Source organism: Roseateles chitinivorans, from assembly GCF_002761755.1.
Lineage (GTDB): Bacteria > Pseudomonadota > Gammaproteobacteria > Burkholderiales > Burkholderiaceae_C > Roseateles > Roseateles chitinivorans.
Genome location: NZ_PEOG01000042.1, coordinates 12,134 through 31,291, shown reverse-complemented (window position 1 = coordinate 31,291; position 19,158 = coordinate 12,134). Strand labels below are relative to the sequence as shown.

Here is a 19,158-nt window from a genome sequence, read left to right as displayed (position 1 = left end):
CCATCCGCCGGACAACAGCGGGCGCTTCTCCTCGGTCCTTCCGGGAGTCGCGTCGGGGCGGGGGAATCAGTTCGTGGCGGGCGGGGCCTCGAGGGCGGCGACGTCGTTCCGGTCGAGGCGGCCGAGGTCCGACATCAGCCTCAGGCGGGCCGCGTTCCACTGGTACTCGCACTGGGCGCGCGCATCGAGCGCGTCCTGCAGGAGGCCTTGGGCAGAGATCAGTTCCAGCATGTCGGCGACGCCGCGTTCATAGCGGTGGGTCGCGGAACTCATCGCGGCGTCGGCCGCCTTGAGCAGGTGCTCCGCCGCGTCGATGCTCTCCAGCGAGGCGGCCAGCTCGGCGTGGGCCTTGACCAGCTCCAGCAGCACCTGGTTCTCGGTGTCCAGGGCCTGGAGGGCGGACTTCTCCGCCTGCGCCTGCGCCTCCTGGATCTTGTGGCGGCGCGCGTGAGCGTCGAACAGCGGAATGGTGATCGTGGCGCCGACGGTGACGGTGCTGGACCGCGAGGCCTGCACGCCCTGGTTCGGATAGCCGTTGCGGTAGTTGGCCGCGGTGAAGTCGATCGTCGGGCGGCCGGCGGCGCGCGCGGCTGCGATGCCGGCCTGGCTGGCGTCGCGTTGCAGCCGCGCGGCCAGGATCGCCGGATGGCGGGCGCGGGCCTCGTCCAGCAACTGGGCCAGTTCGGGCAACTCGGCGCGGGACGGCGTGGCGCTCCGCTCCGGCAGGCGCGGCACCATGCCGGCCGGCGCGCCCATGGTCTGGGTCAGCACCGCCAGGGCCTTGTCCAGATCGGCCTTGGCGCGCTGCTGGTTCAGGCGCGCCCGGGCCAGCGCGGCGTCGGCCTGCAGCGTGTCGGCGCGGCTGGCAGCGCCCTTGAGTTCGCGGTCGCGTGCGGTGTCGCGGGTGCGTTCGGCCAGTGCCGTCGCCTGCCGGCGAGCGCCGAGCGTGGCCCGGGCCTGCAGCGCGGAAAAGTAGGCCTGGATCGTGTCCGAGACGGTCCGGCGGACCGCGTCGTCATGGCTGCTCGTCGCCGCGGCGAGCAGGCGGTCGGCGACATCCCTGCGCGCGCTGCGTTCGCCGAAATCGAAGAGGCGCCAATTCAGTCCCAGGTAACTGCTATGACCCAGGACCCGCTGGCCCTCGGACGGGTCCTGAGAATTTCGAGTGGTATTTTGCTGGGCCGTCAGGGAACCATTGACCGTCGGCAAATAGGCGGCGCGGGCCGATTCGGTCTGGATTTTCTGCAGTTTGATGGAAACCCAGGCGCTGGCGGTCCGGGTGTCGCGGCACAGGGCGCTGTCGACGGCGATTTCGAGGGTCAGCGGAGTTTCTGGGTCGACCGTCGTCGTGCAGTTTCCAGAACTCTCGGCGAGCGCGGGAAACTGGAGTGCGGCGCTGATTCCGATCATCAGCAGCGGCCGCAGCCAGAGGCGAGTGGATGAATTCATGAAGGCTTCCTGGAAATTCTCGCGGCGGAGGGCCGGCGGGGTGGCGAAATATCAAGACGCCACGAAAGTTTAGGAAGCGATGGAGGGTCCGAATGTCGATTCGGTCAATGCATTTCGGCACGCGCTGAACCGATCAGGGTTTGATCAATTCACGGCATTTCATTGGCTTGATTCTGGTGAATTTGTTGAGGGCAATCACCTGGATAGGTCGGTCACTTGTATTTGTTATTGACGACTTGGAAACCTATTAATGTTTGCTAGTTAATTTGAGTCATTCGCCAAACTCGCCAGCCCCGGCACAAGTTGCGGGTCGAGATAGCGGCGAGCCCGTGGTCAAGCGGGCTGGCGGTGGCCGTGGGTTCATGCGGGCGCAGAAAGGCCGACGCCCGATGCAGGCATCGGGCGTCGGCGGGAACTAGCAAAAAGAAGGGATGGGGCGGCTCAGCGGCCCATGAAGGCGTCGGCGCGCAGGGTCACGACCAGCGTGTCCCGGTGGCCCGGATGGGCGGGGTCGATGGGCTGGATGGGGGTGGTCTCGTGGATCACCCGCTCATCGTCGAGCAGCAGCAGCGTCCACGGCTCCATCATCGTGAAGCGCTGGCCGCGCGGGCCGTCGGCCTCGAAGACGCGCGACTCGCCGCCCTTGATGCCGTGACGGGCCAGCATGAAGACTGCCACCAGGTCCACGCCGTCGCGGTGCGCGCCTTCCGGCGTCGGGCGGCCGATGCCGCCGGCGGTGTCGATGCGGAACTGGTGCGCCTCGACGAACCAGGGGCGGGCGCCCTTGAGCCGGTCGGCCACGCCGGCCAGGCCCAGCAGCAGCCGCGGCCAGATGGGCAACTCGACGGCGGCGGGCGCCATCGGCTCGAACCAGCGCTCGATGCCGCCGTGCAGCGCGTTGTAGTCCACCGGCTGCCAGTGCGCACGGTGCGGTGCCAGCCGCACCGAGGGATCGGCCTGTGCATCGACGACGAAGCTCGCATGCCGACGGAAGCGGTAGCGACCGCCGTCACGCAGATAGGCGTCGGGCGGCAGGTCGTTCCAGAACGTCTGCAGCCCGCGCAGGTCCGCCGCCTGGCAGTGCAGCCAGTGCGTCAGGCTCTCCGGCGCAATGACGGTGTGACCGAGGTCCTGCAGTTGCTGCTCGAACTGCGCGGCGCTGGAGTAGGGCGGCGGGAAATGCTTCATGGCCGGGAGTATCGGACGGCTCCGCACGCCATGGCGCATCTCACCCCGGCAACGCGGGGTTCGCGGTGCGGAGGGCGGATGAGCGCCTTGTCCCCGGCTCGCCGGATCAGCCGGCGTGCTTGTCGGCTTCCGAGGTGAAGGCGTCGGCGTAGAACTCTTCGGCCGGCAGGCCGCAGCGGGCGACGAAGTCGCGCTGCGCCGACTCGACCATGATGGGCGCGCCGCAGGCGTAGACCTGGTGACGCGACAAGTCGGGCAGGTCGGCCATCACGGCCTGGTGGACGAAGCCGGTGCGGCCGGTCCAGCCGTCCTCCGCCTTCGGCTCCGACAGCACCGGCACATAGGTCAGCGTCGGCATCGCCGCGGCGGCCTGGACGGCCCAGTCGTGCAGGTAGAGGTCGGCCTTGCCGCGCGCGCCCCAGTACAGCGTCACCGGGCGGGTGATGCCCTGGTCCTGGATGCGCTCCAGGATCGCCTTGATCGGCGCGAAGCCGGTGCCCGAGGCCAGCAGCACGATCGGCTTGTCGCTGTCCTCGCGCAGGAAGAAGCTGCCGAACGGGCCTTCCATGCGCAGGATGTCCTTTTCCTTGAGCGCGCCGAAGACATGGTCGGTGAACTTGCCACCGGGCATGTGGCGGATGTGCAGCTCGATCGCGGGCGGCGTGCCCAGGCGGCTCGGCGCATTGGCCATCGAGTAGCTGCGGCGGGCGCCGTCGCGCAAGATGAACTCGACGTACTGGCCGGCGCGGTATTGCAGGTTCTGGTTGGCCGGCAGTTGCAGCCTGACGACAGCGACGTCGCTGGCCGGCTTCTCGACGGTGATCACGCGGCTAGGCAGCTTGAGCACCGGATGCTCGCCGGCGCCTGGGACGGTGCGGGCCTCCACGACGCAATCGGTCTGCGGCTTCGCGCAGCAGGTGAGGATCATCCCGGCGGCCTCGTCGGCCGGCGGCAGCGCCTTGGACTGGTGCTCGCCATGCACGACCTGGCCCTCGACCAGCTTGCTCTTGCAGGAACCGCAGGCGCCGTCCTTGCAGCCGTAGGGCAGGCCGATGCCCTGGCGGATGGCGGCGGCCAGGACGGTTTCGTCGTCGTCGACGGTGAAGTTGCGGCCGGCGGGCAGGACGGTGACCTGGAAGCTCATGATGGTGCGGGGGCGGCGCGGGCGGACCCGCGTCAAGTCGTGAGGGGAGGAAGGGGCGGAAGCGACACGGCCCGCGCGGTCCGGAGACCGGGGCGCGAGCCGTACCAGCCGTAAACTGGCCCGCCATTTTGCCCCAGCCCCGCAGCGCCCTTCCCATGCCCGGTTCCTCTCCCGCTTCGCCCGCTGCGTCTCGCCGTGCCCGCCGCGGCCGCCTGTTGATCGTCGGCTGTGGCGACATCGGGCTGCGCGTGCTGCGGCTGCTGGCCGGCCGCTGGACGGTCTTCGCGCTGACCAGCAGCGCCGCCCGCGTCGACGCGCTGCGCGCCGCGGGCGCGATCCCGCTGATCGGCAACCTGGACGACGCGGCGACGCTCGGCCGGCTCGGCGGGCTGGCGGACCGGGTGCTGCACCTGGCGCCACCGGCCGCGCAAGGGCGCACCGATGAACGCACGCGGCGGTTGCTGCAGGCGCTGTCGCGTTCCGGGGCGCCGCGGCAGCTGGTCTATGCGAGCACCAGTGGCGTCTACGGCGATTGCGGCGGCGCGCGCATCGACGAGACCCGCATGCCGCGCCCCGCCAACGACCGCGCGTGGCGGCGTGTCGATGCCGAGTCGCAGCTGCGCCAGTGGGGGCGGGTGACGGGCTGCCCGGTGACGATCCTGCGGGTGCCCGGCATCTATGCGTTCGACCGCGAGGGCGGTCATCCGCGCGAGCGCCTCGCCAAGGGCCTGCCGGTGCTGGCGCGCGAGGACGACGTCTACACCAACCACATCCAGGCCGACGACTTGGCGCGCGCCTGTCTGCTGGCGCTGGTGCGGGGGCCGGCGCAGCGGGTGCTCCACGCGAGCGACGACAGTGAACTGCTGATGGGCGACTACTTCGACCTGGCCGCGGCGCTGTGCGGCCTGGCAGCGCCGGCGCGGGTCGCACGCGCGCAGGCCGCGGGCGTGTTCTCGCCGATGCAGATGAGCTTCATGAACGAATCGCGCCGGATGGACAACCGCCGTCTTAAGCGCGAACTGCGCCTGCGCCTGCGCTATCCGACGCCGCGCGAGGGCCTGCTGGCCGTCGAGGACTGAGCGGCGCGCCGGTCCGCTTCAGCGGCGCCGTCCGCCGCGCCAGTAGTTGACCATCAGCCAGGCGCCCAGCATGCCGCCCAGGTGGGCGAAGTGGGCGATGCCGCTCGAGCCGGTGATGCCGAGCACCAGTTCGATCGCGCCGAAGATCGCCACGAAGACCTTGGCCTTCATCGGGATCGGCGGGAACAGCGGCATGATGATCCGGTCCGGGAACATCAGCCCGTAGGACAGCAGCAGGCCGAAGAGCGCGCCCGAGGCGCCCACCGTGGGCGCGCCCGAGCCGATCAGCAGCGTGAACACGAGCTGCGCCGCGGCGGCCGTCAGCGCGCTGGCCACCAGCAGTTGCGCGTAGCGCTTGCCGCCCCACAGCGCCTCGAGTTCCGAGCCGAACATCCACAGGCCCAGCATGTTGAAGAACAGGTGCCAGGCGTCGCCATGCAGGAAGGCGTAGGTCAGCGGCTGCCACGGCTCGAAGCGACCGGTGTTCAGCGGCCACAGCGCCATCTGGAAGTTCAGCATGGCCAGCGAGGGCACGACGATGGGCAGGCAGAACAGGCCCACGCAGATCAGCATGAAGGCCTTGGTGACCGGTGGAATGAATGGCATCGCGGCGCGTCTTCGGGGGGAGACAGGAGGGAAGGCGCCCTGCGGCGCCACCGGCGAGTCCTGACCCCGTCGTTGGGGGGAGGATGATCGGGCGAGTGTATCCAAGCTTGATGCGGGCAAGCACTGGCCCCGGCAGGGGCCGCCTGCGGTGGGAGCGAAGGATCATCGGAGGCCGTGGGCCTGCCGCCGCATCGTGCGGACGCGGCAACCCGAATGCGGAACGACCGCGCGGCAGATGCGGAACGATCGGGGGAATGGGGATCGAAGCGGAACGAGACCGTTCGTGAGAGGTTGCTGATGACGAGAGGGACCAAGAGGCTTGGTGCCCGGAGTCGGACTCGAACCGACACGCCTTGCGGCGGGGGATTTTGAGTCCCCTGCGTCTACCGATTTCGCCATCCGGGCGTCATCAGCAACGCGGCCCCGGTCGGATCGACGCTGGGGCCGCTGTGCGGGCCGCCAACTGAAGCTTCGTCGTGGACAGAGCCAGAGGGGCCGCGAAAGAAAAGGCATTATGCCACCACAGCCATACGCCGACTGAGAGAATGCGCGGCTATGAGTGATGCAAGCGCCTTCGATCCCACGAGCTATCCGACCCTGGAAGACGTCATCGGCCATACGCCGCTGGTGCGGCTGCAACGCGTGCTGGGTCCGGCGCTCGCCGCCCGCGGCAATGTGCTGCTTGCCAAGCTGGAGGGGAACAACCCGGCCGGCTCGGTCAAGGATCGTCCGGCCATCAGCATGATCAAGCGCGCCGAGGAGCGTGGCGAGATCAAGCCCGGCGACACGCTGATCGAGGCGACCTCCGGCAACACCGGCATCGCGCTGGCGATGGCCGCGGCGATCCGCGGCTACCGGATGGTGCTGATCATGCCGGAGGACCTCTCCGTCGAGCGCGCCCAGACGATGAAGGCCTTCGGCGCCGAACTGATCCTGACGCCGCGCTCCGGCGGCATGGAATATGCGCGCGACCTGGCCGAGCAGATGCAGCGCGACGGCAAGGGCCGGGTGCTGGACCAGTTCGCCAACGCCGACAACCCCCGCATCCATTACGAGACCACCGGTCCGGAAATCTGGCGCGATACCGGCGGCCGCATCACCCACTTCGTCAGCGCGATGGGCACGACCGGCACCATCACCGGCGTGTCGCGCTTCCTGAAGGAGCAGAACCCCGAGGTGCGCATCGTCGGCGCGCAGCCGGCGGAAGGCTCGCGCATCCCGGGCATCCGCAAGTGGCCGCCGGCCTACCTGCCCAAGATCTACCGCCCGGAGACGGTGGACGAGCTGGTGCTGGTCGGCCAGTCCGATGCCGAGGACATGGCGCGCCGGCTGGCCCGCGAGGAAGGCCTGTTCGGCGGCATCTCGGCCGCGGGCGCCTGCTGGGTCGCGATGCAGATCGCCCGTCAGGTGAGCCATGCGACGATCGTGTTCGTCGTCTGCGATCGCGGCGATCGCTATCTGTCGACCGGCGTGTTCCCGGCCTGACGGGCGGTCGGCGATCGGAGATGATCGCCGGATCGCGACTCGACGGCGCCGCGCGCCTCCGCCCATGACCTTCCGCTTCTGTCCGCAATGCGCCAGCGAACTGGCGTGGATCGAACTGCCGGAGGACGGCGGCCCCAAGACCCGGCTGCGTTGCCCCCGCTGCGACTTCACCCACTGGAACAATCCCACGCCGGTGCTGGCGGCGGTCGTCGAGTGCGTCGACCGGGAGGGTCAGGTCTTGCTGGCCCGCAACGCCGCCTGGCCCGGGCGCTTCTTCGGCCTGATCACCGGCTTCATGGAGGCGGGCGAGTCGCCGGAGGAGGGCATCCGGCGCGAGGTGCTGGAGGAGACCTCGCTCGAGGCGCTGGGCGCGACGCTGATCGGCGTCTACGACTTCCAGAAGAAGAACCAGGTCATCATCGCGTACCACGTGCCGGCACGCGGTGAGGTCACGCTGTCGCCGGAGTTGGTCGAGTACTCGCTGACGCCACCGGAGCAGCTCGAATGCTGGCCGGCCGGCACCGGCCAGGCGCTGGCGGACTGGCTGCGCAGCCGCGGCTTCGAGCCCAACTGGATGGCGCCGCGCAGCTGAGCTTGGCTGACTAGAATCGGCCTCATCGCCGGCGCGCGCGCCGGTCAGGACACACACATGGACATCCACAAGGAACTCGACACCCGCGGCCTGAACTGCCCCCTGCCCATCCTCAAGGCCAAGAAGGCGCTGGCGGAGATGGAGAGCGGCCAGCTGCTGAAGGTGGTCGCGACGGACCCGGGCTCGACGCGCGACTTCCAGGCCTTCGCCCGGCAGACCGGCAATGAGCTGGTCGAGCAGAGCGCCTCGGGCGACGAATTCATCCACGTGCTCAAGCGCCGCTGAGCCGGACGCGATCCCGCGCGGGCACCATCGGAGGCCGCGCCCGGATGACGCGCCAAATGAAGAAGGCCACGCGACTGCGTGGCCTTCGTGCTTGATGACAGTGCAGTGACGGGAAGTCCTGCCGTCAGAAATGCAGTGCGGTCAGATTTCCAGCGCCTTCAGATACTCGCGGAAGCTGGCGCCCAGTTCGGGATGGGCCAGCGCGAGCTCGACGTTGGCCTGCAGGAAGCCTTCCTTGCTGCCGCAGTCGTAGCGCTTGCCGTCGTAGCGGAAGGCGAAGACCTTTTCACGGCGCATCAGTGCGGCGATGCCGTCGGTCAGCTGGATCTCGCCGCCGACGCCGCGCGGCTGCGTGGCGATCTCGCGGAACACACCCGGCGTGAGGATGTAGCGGCCGGCCACGCCCAGGCGCGACGGCGCGTCTTCCGGAGCGGGCTTCTCGACCATGTGGGTCAGGTCCATCAGGCGGTCGCTGATGGCGGAGCCGGCCACGATGCCGTAGCGCTTGGTGTGCTCGGCCGGCACTTCCTGGACCGCCAGGATGGAGGCCTGCCATTCGGAGAACTGGTCCACCATCTGCTTGAGCACCGGCGGCTTGCCGACCATCAGGTCGTCGGCCAGCAGCACCGCGAAGGGCTCGTTGACGACGACACATTGCGCGCACAGCACCGCGTGGCCCAGGCCCAGGGCCTTGGGTTGGCGGATGTAGATGCACTCCATGTCGTCGGGCTTGATCGAATGCACCAGCGCGAGCAGTTCCTTCTTGCCGGCGGCTTCGAGCTCGGTCTCGAGTTCGAAAGCGGTGTCGAAGTGATCGGGAATGGCGCGCTTGTTACGTCCATTCACGAAGATCATCTGACGGATGCCGGCCGCGTAGGCCTCCTCCACCGCGTACTGGATCAGCGGCTTGTCGACCACCGGCAGCATCTCCTTGGGCTGCGCCTTGGTGGCGGGCAGGAAGCGAGTGCCAAGTCCAGCAACCGGGAAGATTGCCTTGTTGATGAGGGCCATTTACGTACACTCCAACGGTAATTGCGCCGGCATTCTTGCATGGCGCTACTGAAAGAAAATCAAACAATCCTCTCCAAACCCCTCATGTCAGTGCTAGTCCTGGAACCGCTGGAGGCAGACGTCCTGGAATGGCTGGCGGAGCGCCATGCCGTCCAGGTGGCCCCCGAGCCGGCGGACGCGCCGCTGACGCTGAGAGAGCATGTTGCGCAGGCCCAGGCAATTTTCCTGCCCGCCTCCATCGCGCTGGATGCGGACACCGTCCGCCGCGCGCCGCGACTGCGTGCCGTCGGGCGCATCGGGGCCGGCGCGGAGAACATCGATCTGGAAGCTTGCCGCGCCGCCAACGTCGAAGTGGTGCGGGCGCCGACCGCGGCGGCCTCGGCCGAAGCGGAGTTCGTCATCGGCGCCTTGCTGGCGCTGCTGCGCCGCGTGCCGGTGCAGGGCGCGGATGGCAATTGGGTGGGCCGCGAGCTCGGTTGCGCCACCATCGGCCTGGTGGGCCTGACGCCCTCGGCGCGCCAGCTCGCCACGCTGCTGCCGGTGTTTGGTGCGCGGGTGATCGGTTATGACCCCAGCCTGCACCATGCCGATCCGCTCTGGGCGCAGTGGGGCATCGAACCTTATGGTCTGCGCGAGCTGATGCAGGCGGCCGACGGGGTCAGCGTGCAGCTGGCCTACTTCCCGCGCTATCGCGGCCTGATCGGCGAGCGGGTGCTGAACTTCTGCAAGCCGGCGCAGGTGCTGGTGTCGACCTCGCACTCGGCCCTGTTCGACGAACAGGCGCTGGCGGACGCGTTGCATGGCGGTCGGCTGCTGGCCGCATGGCTGGACCTGATGGAGCCCGGCCTGATGGAAGCCGGGCGCCCCTTGCAGGGTGCGCCCGGATTGCAGGTCACGCCGCGCGTGGCGGCGACGACCCGGGAGTCACGGATGCGCGCCGCGTGGAGCGTGGCGCGGCGGATCTCGGAGATCCTGTCCACGCCCGCGGCGCAGGCCGAGTTCAGGCCGACGCACCCAGGCGTGCTGCCTGATCTTTTAGCCGAACCACGGTGGCGCTGAAGTCGGCGATGCGCTGACGTTCTTGCTCCACCACGGCCGCCGGGGCGCGCGCCACGAAGCTCTCGTTGCCCAGCTTGGCATTGGCCTTGGCGACCTCGCCCTCGAGCCGGGCGATCTCCTTGGCGATGCGGGCACGCTCGGCCTCGACGTCGATCTCGACCTTCAGCGCCAGGCGCGCCGCGCCGTGCACCAGCACCGGCGACATCGCGCTCTGCTGGTTGAAGGCGGCCTCGTCCTCGATCAGCTCCACGCTCTGCAGCTTGGCCAGCACCTTCAGCGCGGGCGCGGCCTCGCGGAGGAAGGACAGGTCGCCGCCAGCGAGCAGCGGCACGCGGTCGGACGGGCTCAGGCCCATCTCGCCGCGCAGGCTGCGGCAGGTGCCGACGACGGCCTTGAGCTGCTCGACCCAGGCGATCGCCTGCGGATCGATGCGCTCGGGCTGCGCCACCGGGTAGGGCGCGGTCACCAAGTAGTCGGTCGACTTGCGGCCGGCGATCGGCGCGACGGTCTGCCAGAGCTCCTCGGTGATGAACGGCGCGATCGGGTGCAGCAGGCGCAGGATGGTCTCGAGCACGCGGATCAGCGTGCGCCGCGTGCCGCGCTGCGCGGCTTCGTTGCCCTCGGCCTGCGCGGTCTGCAGCTGGACCTTGGCCAGCTCCAGGTACCAGTCGCAGTACTCGTCCCACACGAAGGAATAGATCGCGTTGGCGACCTGGTCCAGCCGGTAGTCCGCGAAGCCCTGGGCGACGGCCTGCTCGACCTGCTGCAGCTCGCTGACGATCCAGCGGTCGGCCTGCGAGAACTGCAGGTAGCCGTGGGCGCTGCCGCCCGGCGCGCATTGCTCCTTCGTGTGCTCCACCAGGCCGCAGTCCTGGCCCTGGGTGTTCATCAGCACGAAACGGGTGGCGTTCCAGAGCTTGTTGCAGAAGTTGCGATAGCCCTCGCAGCGCTTGGAGTCGAAGTTGACGCTGCGGCCCAGCGTCGCCATCGCGGCGAAGGTGAAGCGCAGCGCGTCGGCACCGTAACCGGGGATGCCGTCGGGGAATTCCTTTTCGGTGGCCTTGCGCACCTTGGGGGCGGTTTCCGGCTTGCGCAGGCCCTGGGTGCGCTTGTCCAGCAGCGGCGCGAGCTCGATGCCGTCGATCAGGTCGACCGGATCCAGCACGTTGCCCTCGGACTTGCTCATCTTCTTGCCTTGCGCATCGAGCACCAGGCCGTGGATGTAGACATGCTTGAACGGCACCTTGCCGGTGAAGTGGGTCGTCATCATGATCATCCGGGCGACCCAGAAGAAGATGATGTCGTAGCCGGTCACCAGCACCGAGGAGGGCAGGAAGAGGTCCTGCTCGAGCGTCCTGGCGGGCCAGCCCAGCGTCGAGAAGGGCACCAGCGCCGAGGAGTACCAGGTGTCCAGCACGTCCTCGTCGCGGGTCAGCGTGCCGCTGTAGCCGGCGGCGTCGGCCTTGGCGCGGGCCTCGGCCTCGTCATGGGCGACGAAGACCTCGCCGCCGGTGCCGTACCAGGCCGGGATCTGATGACCCCACCAGAGCTGGCGCGAGATGCACCAGTCCTGGATGTTGTTCATCCACTGGTTGTAGGTGTTGACCCAGTTCTCCGGGACGAACTTGACCTCGCCCGAGGCCACGACGTCGATGGCCTTCTGCGCGATCGACTTGCCGTCCTTGCCCGGCTTGCTGGTGGCGACGAACCACTGGTCGGTCAGCATCGGCTCGACGATCTGGCCGGTGCGGGTGCAGCGCGGCACCATCAGCTTGTGCTTCTTGACCTCGACCAGCAGGCCCTGGTCCTCGAGCTGCTGCACGATCCGCTTGCGCGCGGCGAAGCGGTCCAGGCCACGGTACTCGGCCGGGATCTCGTCCATCGAATCGACGACGGTCGCGTCCAGCGTGAAGATCGTCAGCATCGGCAGCTGGTGGCGCAGGCCGACCTGGTAGTCGTTGGTGTCGTGCGCCGGCGTGACCTTGACGACGCCGGTGCCGAAGTCCTTGTCGACGTATTCGTCGGCGATCACCGGCACCAGGCGGCCGGTGATGGGCAGCTTCACCTGCTGGCCGATCAGGTGCTTGTAGCGCTCGTCCTCGGGATGGACCATGACGGCGGTGTCGCCCAGCATGGTTTCCGGACGGGTGGTGGCGACGACCAGCGATTCGCTGCCTTCGGCGAGCGGATAGCGGATGTGCCACAGCGAGCCGTCCTCCTCCTCGCTCTCGACCTCCAGGTCGGAGACGGCGGACTTCAGGATCGGGTCCCAGCTCACCAGGCGCTTGCCGCGGTAGATCAGGCCCTCGTCGAAGAGCTTGACGAAGGTGTCGACGACGACGGTCGACAGCTTCTCGTCCATGGTGAAGTACTCGTGGCCCCAGGAGACCGAGTCGCCCATGCGGCGCATCTGCTGCGTGATGGTGCTGCCGGACTGCTGCTTCCATTCCCACACGCGCGCGACGAAGTTCTTGCGGCCCAGGTCATGGCGGCTCTGGCCCTGGCCCTGCAGCTGGCGCTCGACGACGATCTGCGTGGCGATGCCGGCATGGTCGGTGCCCGGCACCCAGAGCGTGTTGTGGCCGCGCATCCGGTGGTAGCGCGTCAGCGAATCCATGATCGTCTGGTTGAACGCGTGGCCCATGTGCAGCGTGCCCGTGACGTTGGGCGGCGGCAGCTGGATGCTGAACGACGGCTTGGCCGGATCGAGCGTCGGCTCGTACAGCCCCTTGGACTCCCACAGCGGGCCCCAATGGGCTTCCAGGGACGCGGGTTCGAAGGACTTGGCGAGTTCGGTCATGGGGGCGCTCCGCCGCGAGGCGGTGTCATCTAGGCGGGGGACACAAGGTGAGCCCGCGATTGTAGGGGGGACCGGCCCGCCGACGCCCCCCGGAAGGGCCCGCGCGCAGGGGACACGAGGGCGAGCTGGCGATGTGCCCACGGGATGTCGAAATCCGAGACCCTGACGCGTCGTGTCAGCAGAGGCCCCGCCTCCCCCCTTGGAGGCATTCCGTCGGGTGGGGTGGGGCGATACAAAACGAAAAGCAGCGATACCGCGGTGAGATGCCCCGACGGACGGGCATGGGAATCATGGCGACATGGATTCACCGCCCGGACAACCGGGCTTTACCGAGGAATTGCACCATGCACCTGTTTCGACGCTGGAGCCACCACCATGAACGTCAGCACGCTCACTTCGGCCACGATGGTCGCTTCGGTCCTTTCGGCCCTGTGTGTGACGATGGCTTCTACGGCCCGCTGCCCGTCCACGGGCCCTGGCACCGGTTCGCCGGTTTCGGCGGTTTCCCGTGGGGCTGGGGCGGGCTCGGACGCGAGCATTTCCGACACGGCCGCCACCGCCACCACGGTGGCCCAGGTCACCACGGCGGTGATGGGTGGGGCGGCTTCGGCGGGGGCCTGGGATCCGATGCCCACGGTCGCCGCGGCGGGCGGCTGCAAGCCCGGGCCCGTGCCTTTCTGGACCTGAACGACAGCCAGGCCGAGCTGCTGGACCGCCTGGTCGACCGGCTCGGCACCGCGCGGCGCGCGGTCAAGGCGCTGGCGCGCGGCCCGGAGGTCGCCCGCCTGATCGAGAGCGACAACTTCCGCCGCGAGGAGGCGCAGGAGCTCTTCGATGGCCAGGTCGAGGCGCTGCGGGCGACCGGTCCCGCGCTGGTGGCCGCCGTCGGCGACTTCTTCGACGCGCTCGATTTCGACCAGCAGCAGATGCTGCGCTTCCTGCTGCGCCGGCTGCGTCGCCGCGCGGGGCGGGACGGCGGCCGCGGCGAACACCCCGACCACCGGGGCCTCTGATGGACGGCCGCGACTGCCGGCAGCCGCCGGGGCTGCTGCGGCCGGTCGTCGACCGGAACCGCTGCGAGGGCAAGGGCGATTGCGTCGAGGTCTGCCCCTATGGCGTCTTCTCGGTCGGCACGCTGCCGCTGGAGCGGCGCCGGGAACTGAGCCTCTTCGGCAAGCTGCGCGGCTATGCCCATGGCTGGCAGCAGGCGTTCACGCCCAATGCCGACGCCTGCCGCGCCTGCGGCCATTGCGTCAAGGCGTGCCCGGAGCGGGCGATCACGCTGGTGCGCCATGCCGGGGTGCCGGGACAGGCGGCTGGGCACAATGGACGGCACGATGCACCGACTGCTGCTGATTGACGACGACGAGGCGCTGGCCGCGCCGCTGGCGAGCTACCTGGCGCGTTTCGACTTCGCGTTGAGCGCGGTGACGCGGCCGAGCGCCGCGCTGGCGCGGCTGGCCGAGGAGCGTTTCGACGCGCTGATCCTGGACGGCATGCTGCCGGAGATGGACGGCTTCGCCTTCTGCAAGCGTGTGCGCGGCGGCAGCGAGGCATGGCGCGAGATCCCGATCCTGATGCTGACCGCGCGCGGCGACCTGACCGACCGGGTGGTGGGCCTCGAGCTGGGCGCGGACGACTACCTGGCCAAGCCCTTCGAGCCCCGCGAGCTGGCCGCGCGGCTGCAGACCATCCTGCGTCGCACGCGCCTGGCGCCCGCGATGGCCGCGCCGGCGACGCTGCTGCGCTTCGAAGGGCTGGAGATCGACACCGCGCGGCGCCTGGTCGCCACGGGCGCCGGCCCGGTCGAGCTGACCAGCACCGAGTACGAGCTGCTCGTGATGCTGGCCCGCGAGCCTGGACGGGTGTTCTCCCGCGACGAGATCCTGAACCGGTTGCGCGGGCAGGAGGCCGACCTCTTCACCCGGGCGGTGGACATCCTGGTGAGCCGCATGCGCCGCAAGCTCGAGCCGCTGGAAGCGCTCAAGACGCTGCGCAACGCGGGCTACTGCTTCGCGCTGCCGGTGGCGGGCGGCCCGACGGCGGGCGGCGGGGAGGACGGGTCATGAAGGGGCCGCGTCATCCCTACGACCATTGGCGGGACCGGCGCGGCGATCGCGATGCCGGCGAAGCACCCGGGGAACGGCGCACGCGTGGCGAGGAGATCCCGGGCGGTCCGGGCGGTCCCGCCGACTGGGGCGATCCCCGCTGCGGCGATCCGCGCTGGCATGCGCGGCGCGACGCCTGGTGGCTGCGCCTGCACGAGGAGCGGCTCCGACACCACCGCAAGCGCCTGGACAAGATGCGGCGCTGGGCGGAGATGGAGGCCATGGGCGGGCCGTTCCCGCGGGCGCGCGGCTGGCGCTGGCACATGCGGGCGCGCAACCGCTGGCACCAGCGGTGGCACCGTCACCATGCGCATTTCAAGCACTCGCTGGGCGCGCGGCTGATCGCGATCTTCGTCGTGCTCGCCTGTGCCGGCAGCGCGATCCTGTGGGCCTCGATGAAGGTCGAGTACGGACTGCTCTGGGCCGTGCCGCTGCTCTTGCTGGTGACGGGCCTGGCGTACGGCGGCATCCGCCGCCTGGTGGCGCCGCTGCGCGAGCTGGCGGCAGGCGCGGAGGCTTTCGGTCGCGGCGATCTCGCGCACCGCGTGCCCATCTATCACCGCGACGAGATCGGCGATCTGGCGCACCGCTTCAACCAGATGGCCCAGGACATCCAGGCGATGCTCGACGGCAAGCGCGCCTTGCTGCTGGCGATCAGCCACGAGCTGCGCAGCCCGCTGACCCGGGCCCGCCTGCATGCGGAACTGGTCGACGAGAGCGCCTCGAAGGCGGCGCTGCTGGACGAGCTTGCGCAGATGCGGGAACTGATCTCCGCCCTCCTGGAGAGCGAGCGGCTGGGGAGCGGGCATCGCGCCCTTCAGGTCGGCGACTGCGATCTCGGCGCGCTGGTGCGGGAGCAGGACCAGCCCGGCGTCGCGCTCAGGATCGATCGTGACCTGCCGGTGCTGAAGCTTGACCGGATGCGGATGCAACTGCTGCTGCGCAACCTGGTGCACAACGCGCTGCGGCACAACGACGCGGCGATCGGCCCGGTCCTGGTCAGCGTCGAGCGCGATGGCACCGGCGCGCGGCTCACCGTGCGCGACCACGGTCCCGGCGTTCCGCCCGAGGCGCTCGCGCAACTGGGGCAGCCCTTCTTCCGTCCCGACGAGGCGCGAGCGCGCAGCGAAGGCGGCGTGGGCCTGGGACTGTCGCTGTGCCGGCTGGTGGCCGAAGCGCACGGCAGCCGACTCGAGCTGCGCAATGCCGAGCCGGGATTCGAGGCGGTCGTGCGATTGCGCTGAATGGCCCCAAGCGAGTGGCAGTCGTCGCCGGTGCCACCGAGACAAGTCGGTCGCCCCACGAGGACAGGTGTGGCGCTCATGCCGACGGTTTCATCGAATCGATTTCATTGATCTTTTCGTGCCAGGTCTTGCGCCGGCCCCGCTGAAGATCCATCCCCCGCGTCGCTGATGCGGTCCCTGTCATCCCCACGAAGGTGATGCCTATGCATTGATCCGATCCGAACTGGAGCTGTCCATGTCCACGATGTCCCTCTCTCCCTCCGCCCCGGCCGTCCCGGTCACGCCGTCCGGCCTTCCCGCCACCGAAGCCACCGCGCCGCTCGACGATCTCGACGGAGCCGACGCGGTCCCCGGCGCCAGCGCGCCGCCGCCGGCTTCCCCGCCCGCGCCGCCGCGTCCTCCGAAGCTGCTGTTCATGCAGCGAGTGCTCGAGCAGATCCGCCCCCTGGAGGGCATGACGCGCGAGGAATTCGAGGCCTTCCTCTACAGCTCGCGGATGTATCCCTCGCTGAGCCGGTTCGAGCCGGCCTGCGTCGAGTATTTCGTCCCGCGCAGCGACATCACCGTCGGGCTTGCGATGAAGACGCTGCGCGAGCGCATCGAGCATGCGGCGGTCGTCGCCGAACTCGTCTACCGCCTCAAGCGTGACGACGACGAGGACGGCGCGCTGTGCAACGACGACGAGGCCGTCATCGCCTCCGCCGCGATCCGCGACGACCTGCGCGAGGCGCTGGGCATGCTCGGCGTCTATGAAGAGGCGATTCGCGACGGGGTGGCCGTCGTCCAGTACCACGAGCGGGTACCAGCCGAGGTCTCCTGAACGACGACCCGCGGGGGCGGGCGGCCGCCGCCCCGCCCCGGTAAGAAACGGGTAAGGCGCCCGGGCGGAGGATGGCCGTCCCTTACCATGTGCCGCTTCCGCCCCCGCTCCCCATGAATCGAATTGCCCTGGTGGAGGATCATGTCCGGCTCGCCGGACTGATCCGTCAGGCTCTGCAAGCTGCAGGCATCCCGACGGACGTCTTCCATGCGATGGAGGCGGCCTGGGTCGCGCATCGCGAGGTCGGCTATGCGGCGCTGGTCATCGACCGCGGCCTGCCCGACGGCGACGGCCTGGCGCTGGTCAAGCGCCTGCGCGCCGAGCGACAGGGCACGCCCTGCCTGATGCTGACCGCGCGGGATGCGCTCCACGACCGGATCGACGGCCTCGAGTCCGGCGCCGACGACTACCTCGCCAAGCCCTTTCCGATGGAGGAACTGGTGGCGCGGGTGCGGGCGCTGATGCGCCGTCCGGCGGCGGTACGGCCGCCGCGTGCCATGTTCGGCGACATCGAAGTGGACGTCGGCCAGGCACTGCTGCTGCGCGGGGCCACTTCGGTGGCGCTGGCGCCAGCGGAGTTGCAGATCGCGATCACGCTGGTGCAGCAGCAGGGACGCACGGTCCGGCGCGCGGCGCTGGAGGCGGCGGCCTGGGGGCTGTCCGAGGCGGTGACGCCGAATGCACTCGATGTCGCGCTGCACCGCCTGCGCAAGAAGCTCGCGTCGCTCGGATCGAGCCTGCGCATCGTCAATCTCCGGAACCATGGGTATGCGCTTCAGGATGTGGTGGCCGAATAGCCTGCGCAACCGCGTGCTGGCGGTGCTGGGTGCCAGCATGGTGCTCAGCGCGCTGCTGGTGGGGCTGGCGTCCACGGTGCTGTGGGAGCCGTTCACGCGCTGGGTGCTGCGCGATCAGATCGAGGACAACGGCGATGCGCTGGCCCGGCACATGAGCTTCGATGCCGCGGGGCGTCCGAACGGGTTCGACAAGGCGGAGATCGAGCCCTGGATCTTCGAAAGCTTCCGGGCGGAGGTGCTGCTGCGGGTCGTCGACGCCAACGGTCGCGCCATCTATTCCACCGACGGCGAGACGGCGGTGCTCACCCGCGACGGTAAGGGCTTCGAACCCTGGCGCCAGTCCTTCACCTTCACCCGCCGCGGCGTGGCGATGCATGGCGTGACGATTCCGCGCGACCACGCCGGCAAGCGTCTGTTCGTCCAGTTCGCGGTCAGCGACCGCATGGTGCTGCAGATGCGGGAGTCGATCGGCTTCGACGTCCTGCGCCAGGGCATGCTGGCCTTGGGGGCGACGTTCGTGCTGGTCTTCTTCGTGACGATCCACCTGGTGCTGCGGCAGGCGTTGCAGCCGGTGCGCGAGGCCTCCAGCGCAGCGCGCCGCATCGCGCCGCGCACGCTCGACCAGCGGCTGCCGGTCACCGGCCAGCCGCGGGAACTGCGACCGCTGGTCGAAGCCTTCAACGCCGCGCTGGACCGGCTGCAGGGCGGCTTCAAGACGCAGCAGGAGTTCCTTTCGAACGCGGCGCACGAGCTGAAGACGCCGCTGGCGCTGATCCGCGCGCAGGTCGAGCTGGCGGATGCGAGCGCCTGGCGCGACCAGATCCTGGACGATGTCGATCGCGTCGCGCGCCAGGTGCAGCAACTGCTGCTGCTGGCCGAGGCCAGCGAGCCGCGCAACTACCGGATCGAGGCGCTGGATCCTCAGCCGGCGGTGCGGGAAGTCTTTGACTTCATGGAGCGGGTGGCTTCGCGGCACGACGTCACCCTGGGCCTGCAACTGAGCCCGGCGCTGCGCTTCTGGCGGGCTGACCGGGGAGCGCTGTTCACGCTGCTGAAGAACCTGCTGGAGAACGCGATCCAGCACAGCCCGCCGGGCGGCGTGGTGACGCTGGGCGTCAGTCCGGACGGCTTCTCGGTGCTGGACCGCGGCAAGGGCGTGGCCGAGGAGGACCTGCCGCGCCTGTTCGAGCGCTTCTGGCGCGGCGTCGACCGGCGAGAGCAGGGCGCGGGCCTGGGTCTGGCGATCTGCATCGAGATCGCGGCAGCCCATGGCTGGCGGCTGAGCGCGCATCGCCGCTCCCCGGGCCTGGAGCTGCGCTGCGACATGGTCGCGACCACGCCGGCCGAGCCCGCCCCGCCCCCGAGCGAAGGCCCGGCCGGGCCGCCGCTCCGAGCGCCTGCGTTGGACAACTCGTCGCCGGGGCTTGCCGCCGCCAGCGGATTTCAGGCCGACTATGCGCAGTCGATGCGGCGGGCGCTGTTCTGATCGGG

18 protein-coding genes and 1 tRNA gene are annotated in these 19,158 nt (G+C 69.6%); 12 read left to right on the top strand and 7 right to left on the bottom strand.

The window, feature by feature from the left end; translation table 11 throughout:
• Positions 1-66 precede the first annotated feature (66 nt).
• The 3 genes from CS062_RS15770 to CS062_RS15760 form a co-directional block, all read right to left on the bottom strand.
• Positions 67-1,449 carry a TolC family protein gene (locus CS062_RS15770; protein WP_099862553.1) on the bottom strand — a complete coding sequence of 461 codons (1,383 nt, stop codon included), beginning with the start codon at positions 1,447-1,449 and terminating at the stop codon, positions 67-69.
• Between the two features lie 441 nt (positions 1,450-1,890).
• On the bottom strand, positions 1,891-2,637 hold the full coding sequence (locus CS062_RS15765; protein ID WP_099862552.1) for a 2OG-Fe dioxygenase family protein: 747 nt from the start codon (positions 2,635-2,637) through the stop codon (positions 1,891-1,893).
• A 106-nt stretch (positions 2,638-2,743) separates the two neighbouring features.
• Positions 2,744-3,781: a CDP-6-deoxy-delta-3,4-glucoseen reductase gene (locus CS062_RS15760; RefSeq protein ID WP_099862551.1), complete on the bottom strand. Its 1,038-nt coding sequence runs from the start codon at positions 3,779-3,781 to the stop codon at positions 2,744-2,746.
• Between the two features lie 155 nt (positions 3,782-3,936).
• Between CS062_RS15760 and CS062_RS15755 the strand changes: the two genes are divergently transcribed.
• Positions 3,937-4,860, top strand: coding sequence for an NAD-dependent epimerase/dehydratase family protein (locus CS062_RS15755; RefSeq protein ID WP_099862550.1), 924 nt, complete (start codon positions 3,937-3,939; stop codon positions 4,858-4,860).
• Between the two features lie 18 nt (positions 4,861-4,878).
• Here the strand turns inward: CS062_RS15755 and CS062_RS15750 are convergent, their stop codons facing one another.
• Positions 4,879-5,466: a rhomboid family intramembrane serine protease gene (locus tag CS062_RS15750; protein ID WP_099862549.1), complete on the bottom strand. Its 588-nt coding sequence runs from the start codon at positions 5,464-5,466 to the stop codon at positions 4,879-4,881.
• A gap of 320 nt (positions 5,467-5,786) precedes the next feature.
• Positions 5,787-5,871, bottom strand: a tRNA-Leu gene (locus tag CS062_RS15745).
• Between the two features lie 150 nt (positions 5,872-6,021).
• Between CS062_RS15745 and cysM the strand changes: the two genes are divergently transcribed.
• From cysM to CS062_RS15730, 3 genes are all read left to right on the top strand, one after another.
• Positions 6,022-6,951 carry a cysteine synthase CysM gene (gene cysM / locus CS062_RS15740; protein ID WP_099862548.1) on the top strand — a complete coding sequence of 310 codons (930 nt, stop codon included), beginning with the start codon at positions 6,022-6,024 and terminating at the stop codon, positions 6,949-6,951.
• Positions 6,952-7,015: 64 nt separating this feature from the next.
• The gene (locus tag CS062_RS15735) at positions 7,016-7,543 is read left to right on the top strand and encodes an NUDIX hydrolase (RefSeq protein WP_099862547.1); all 528 of its coding nucleotides are present in this window, start codon (positions 7,016-7,018) and stop codon (positions 7,541-7,543) included.
• A 57-nt stretch (positions 7,544-7,600) separates the two neighbouring features.
• Complete coding sequence (locus CS062_RS15730; RefSeq protein WP_067063834.1) at positions 7,601-7,828, top strand: sulfurtransferase TusA family protein; 228 nt, start codon at positions 7,601-7,603, stop codon at positions 7,826-7,828.
• Between the two features lie 141 nt (positions 7,829-7,969).
• Here the strand turns inward: CS062_RS15730 and galU are convergent, their stop codons facing one another.
• Positions 7,970-8,839: a UTP--glucose-1-phosphate uridylyltransferase GalU gene (galU, locus tag CS062_RS15725; RefSeq protein WP_099862546.1), complete on the bottom strand. Its 870-nt coding sequence runs from the start codon at positions 8,837-8,839 to the stop codon at positions 7,970-7,972.
• Positions 8,840-8,923: 84 nt separating this feature from the next.
• Between galU and CS062_RS15720 the strand changes: the two genes are divergently transcribed.
• Positions 8,924-9,898, top strand: a complete 975-nt coding sequence (locus CS062_RS15720; RefSeq protein ID WP_099862545.1) for an NAD(P)-dependent oxidoreductase — start codon at positions 8,924-8,926, stop codon at positions 9,896-9,898.
• Here the strand turns inward: CS062_RS15720 and CS062_RS15715 are convergent.
• Positions 9,840-12,698 (bottom strand): valine--tRNA ligase, encoded by a 2,859-nt coding sequence (locus CS062_RS15715; protein WP_099862544.1) that lies wholly within the window; start codon positions 12,696-12,698, stop codon positions 9,840-9,842. The two genes, CS062_RS15720 and CS062_RS15715, sit on opposite strands and share 59 nt — an antisense overlap.
• 344 nt (positions 12,699-13,042) lie before the next feature.
• On the opposite strand from CS062_RS15715, the gene CS062_RS15710 reads away from it, so the two are divergent.
• The 7 genes from CS062_RS15710 (at position 13,043) to CS062_RS15680 (ending at position 19,153) form a co-directional block, all read left to right on the top strand.
• Entirely contained in the window at positions 13,043-13,711 is a 669-nt protein-coding gene (locus tag CS062_RS15710) for a hypothetical protein (RefSeq protein WP_099862543.1), read from the top strand.
• Positions 13,711-14,058, top strand: coding sequence for a 4Fe-4S binding protein (locus CS062_RS15705; RefSeq protein ID WP_099862542.1), 348 nt, complete (start codon positions 13,711-13,713; stop codon positions 14,056-14,058). Before CS062_RS15710 ends, CS062_RS15705 begins: the two co-directional genes overlap by 1 nt.
• Positions 14,036-14,767, top strand: coding sequence for a response regulator transcription factor (locus CS062_RS15700; RefSeq protein ID WP_099862541.1), 732 nt, complete (start codon positions 14,036-14,038; stop codon positions 14,765-14,767). Before CS062_RS15705 ends, CS062_RS15700 begins: the two co-directional genes overlap by 23 nt.
• The gene (locus CS062_RS15695) at positions 14,764-16,050 is read left to right on the top strand and encodes a HAMP domain-containing sensor histidine kinase (RefSeq protein ID WP_099862540.1); all 1,287 of its coding nucleotides are present in this window, start codon (positions 14,764-14,766) and stop codon (positions 16,048-16,050) included. The genes CS062_RS15700 and CS062_RS15695 overlap by 4 nt, the downstream gene beginning before the upstream one ends.
• A 235-nt stretch (positions 16,051-16,285) precedes the next feature.
• Complete coding sequence (locus tag CS062_RS15690) at positions 16,286-16,870, top strand: hypothetical protein (protein ID WP_143742365.1); 585 nt, start codon at positions 16,286-16,288, stop codon at positions 16,868-16,870.
• 113 nt (positions 16,871-16,983) lie between these two features.
• Positions 16,984-17,667 carry a response regulator transcription factor gene (locus tag CS062_RS15685; protein WP_099862565.1) on the top strand — a complete coding sequence of 228 codons (684 nt, stop codon included), beginning with the start codon at positions 16,984-16,986 and terminating at the stop codon, positions 17,665-17,667.
• Positions 17,651-19,153: an ATP-binding protein gene (locus tag CS062_RS15680; RefSeq protein WP_143742364.1), complete on the top strand. Its 1,503-nt coding sequence runs from the start codon at positions 17,651-17,653 to the stop codon at positions 19,151-19,153. The genes CS062_RS15685 and CS062_RS15680 overlap by 17 nt, the downstream gene beginning before the upstream one ends.
• Positions 19,154-19,158 lie beyond the last annotated feature (5 nt).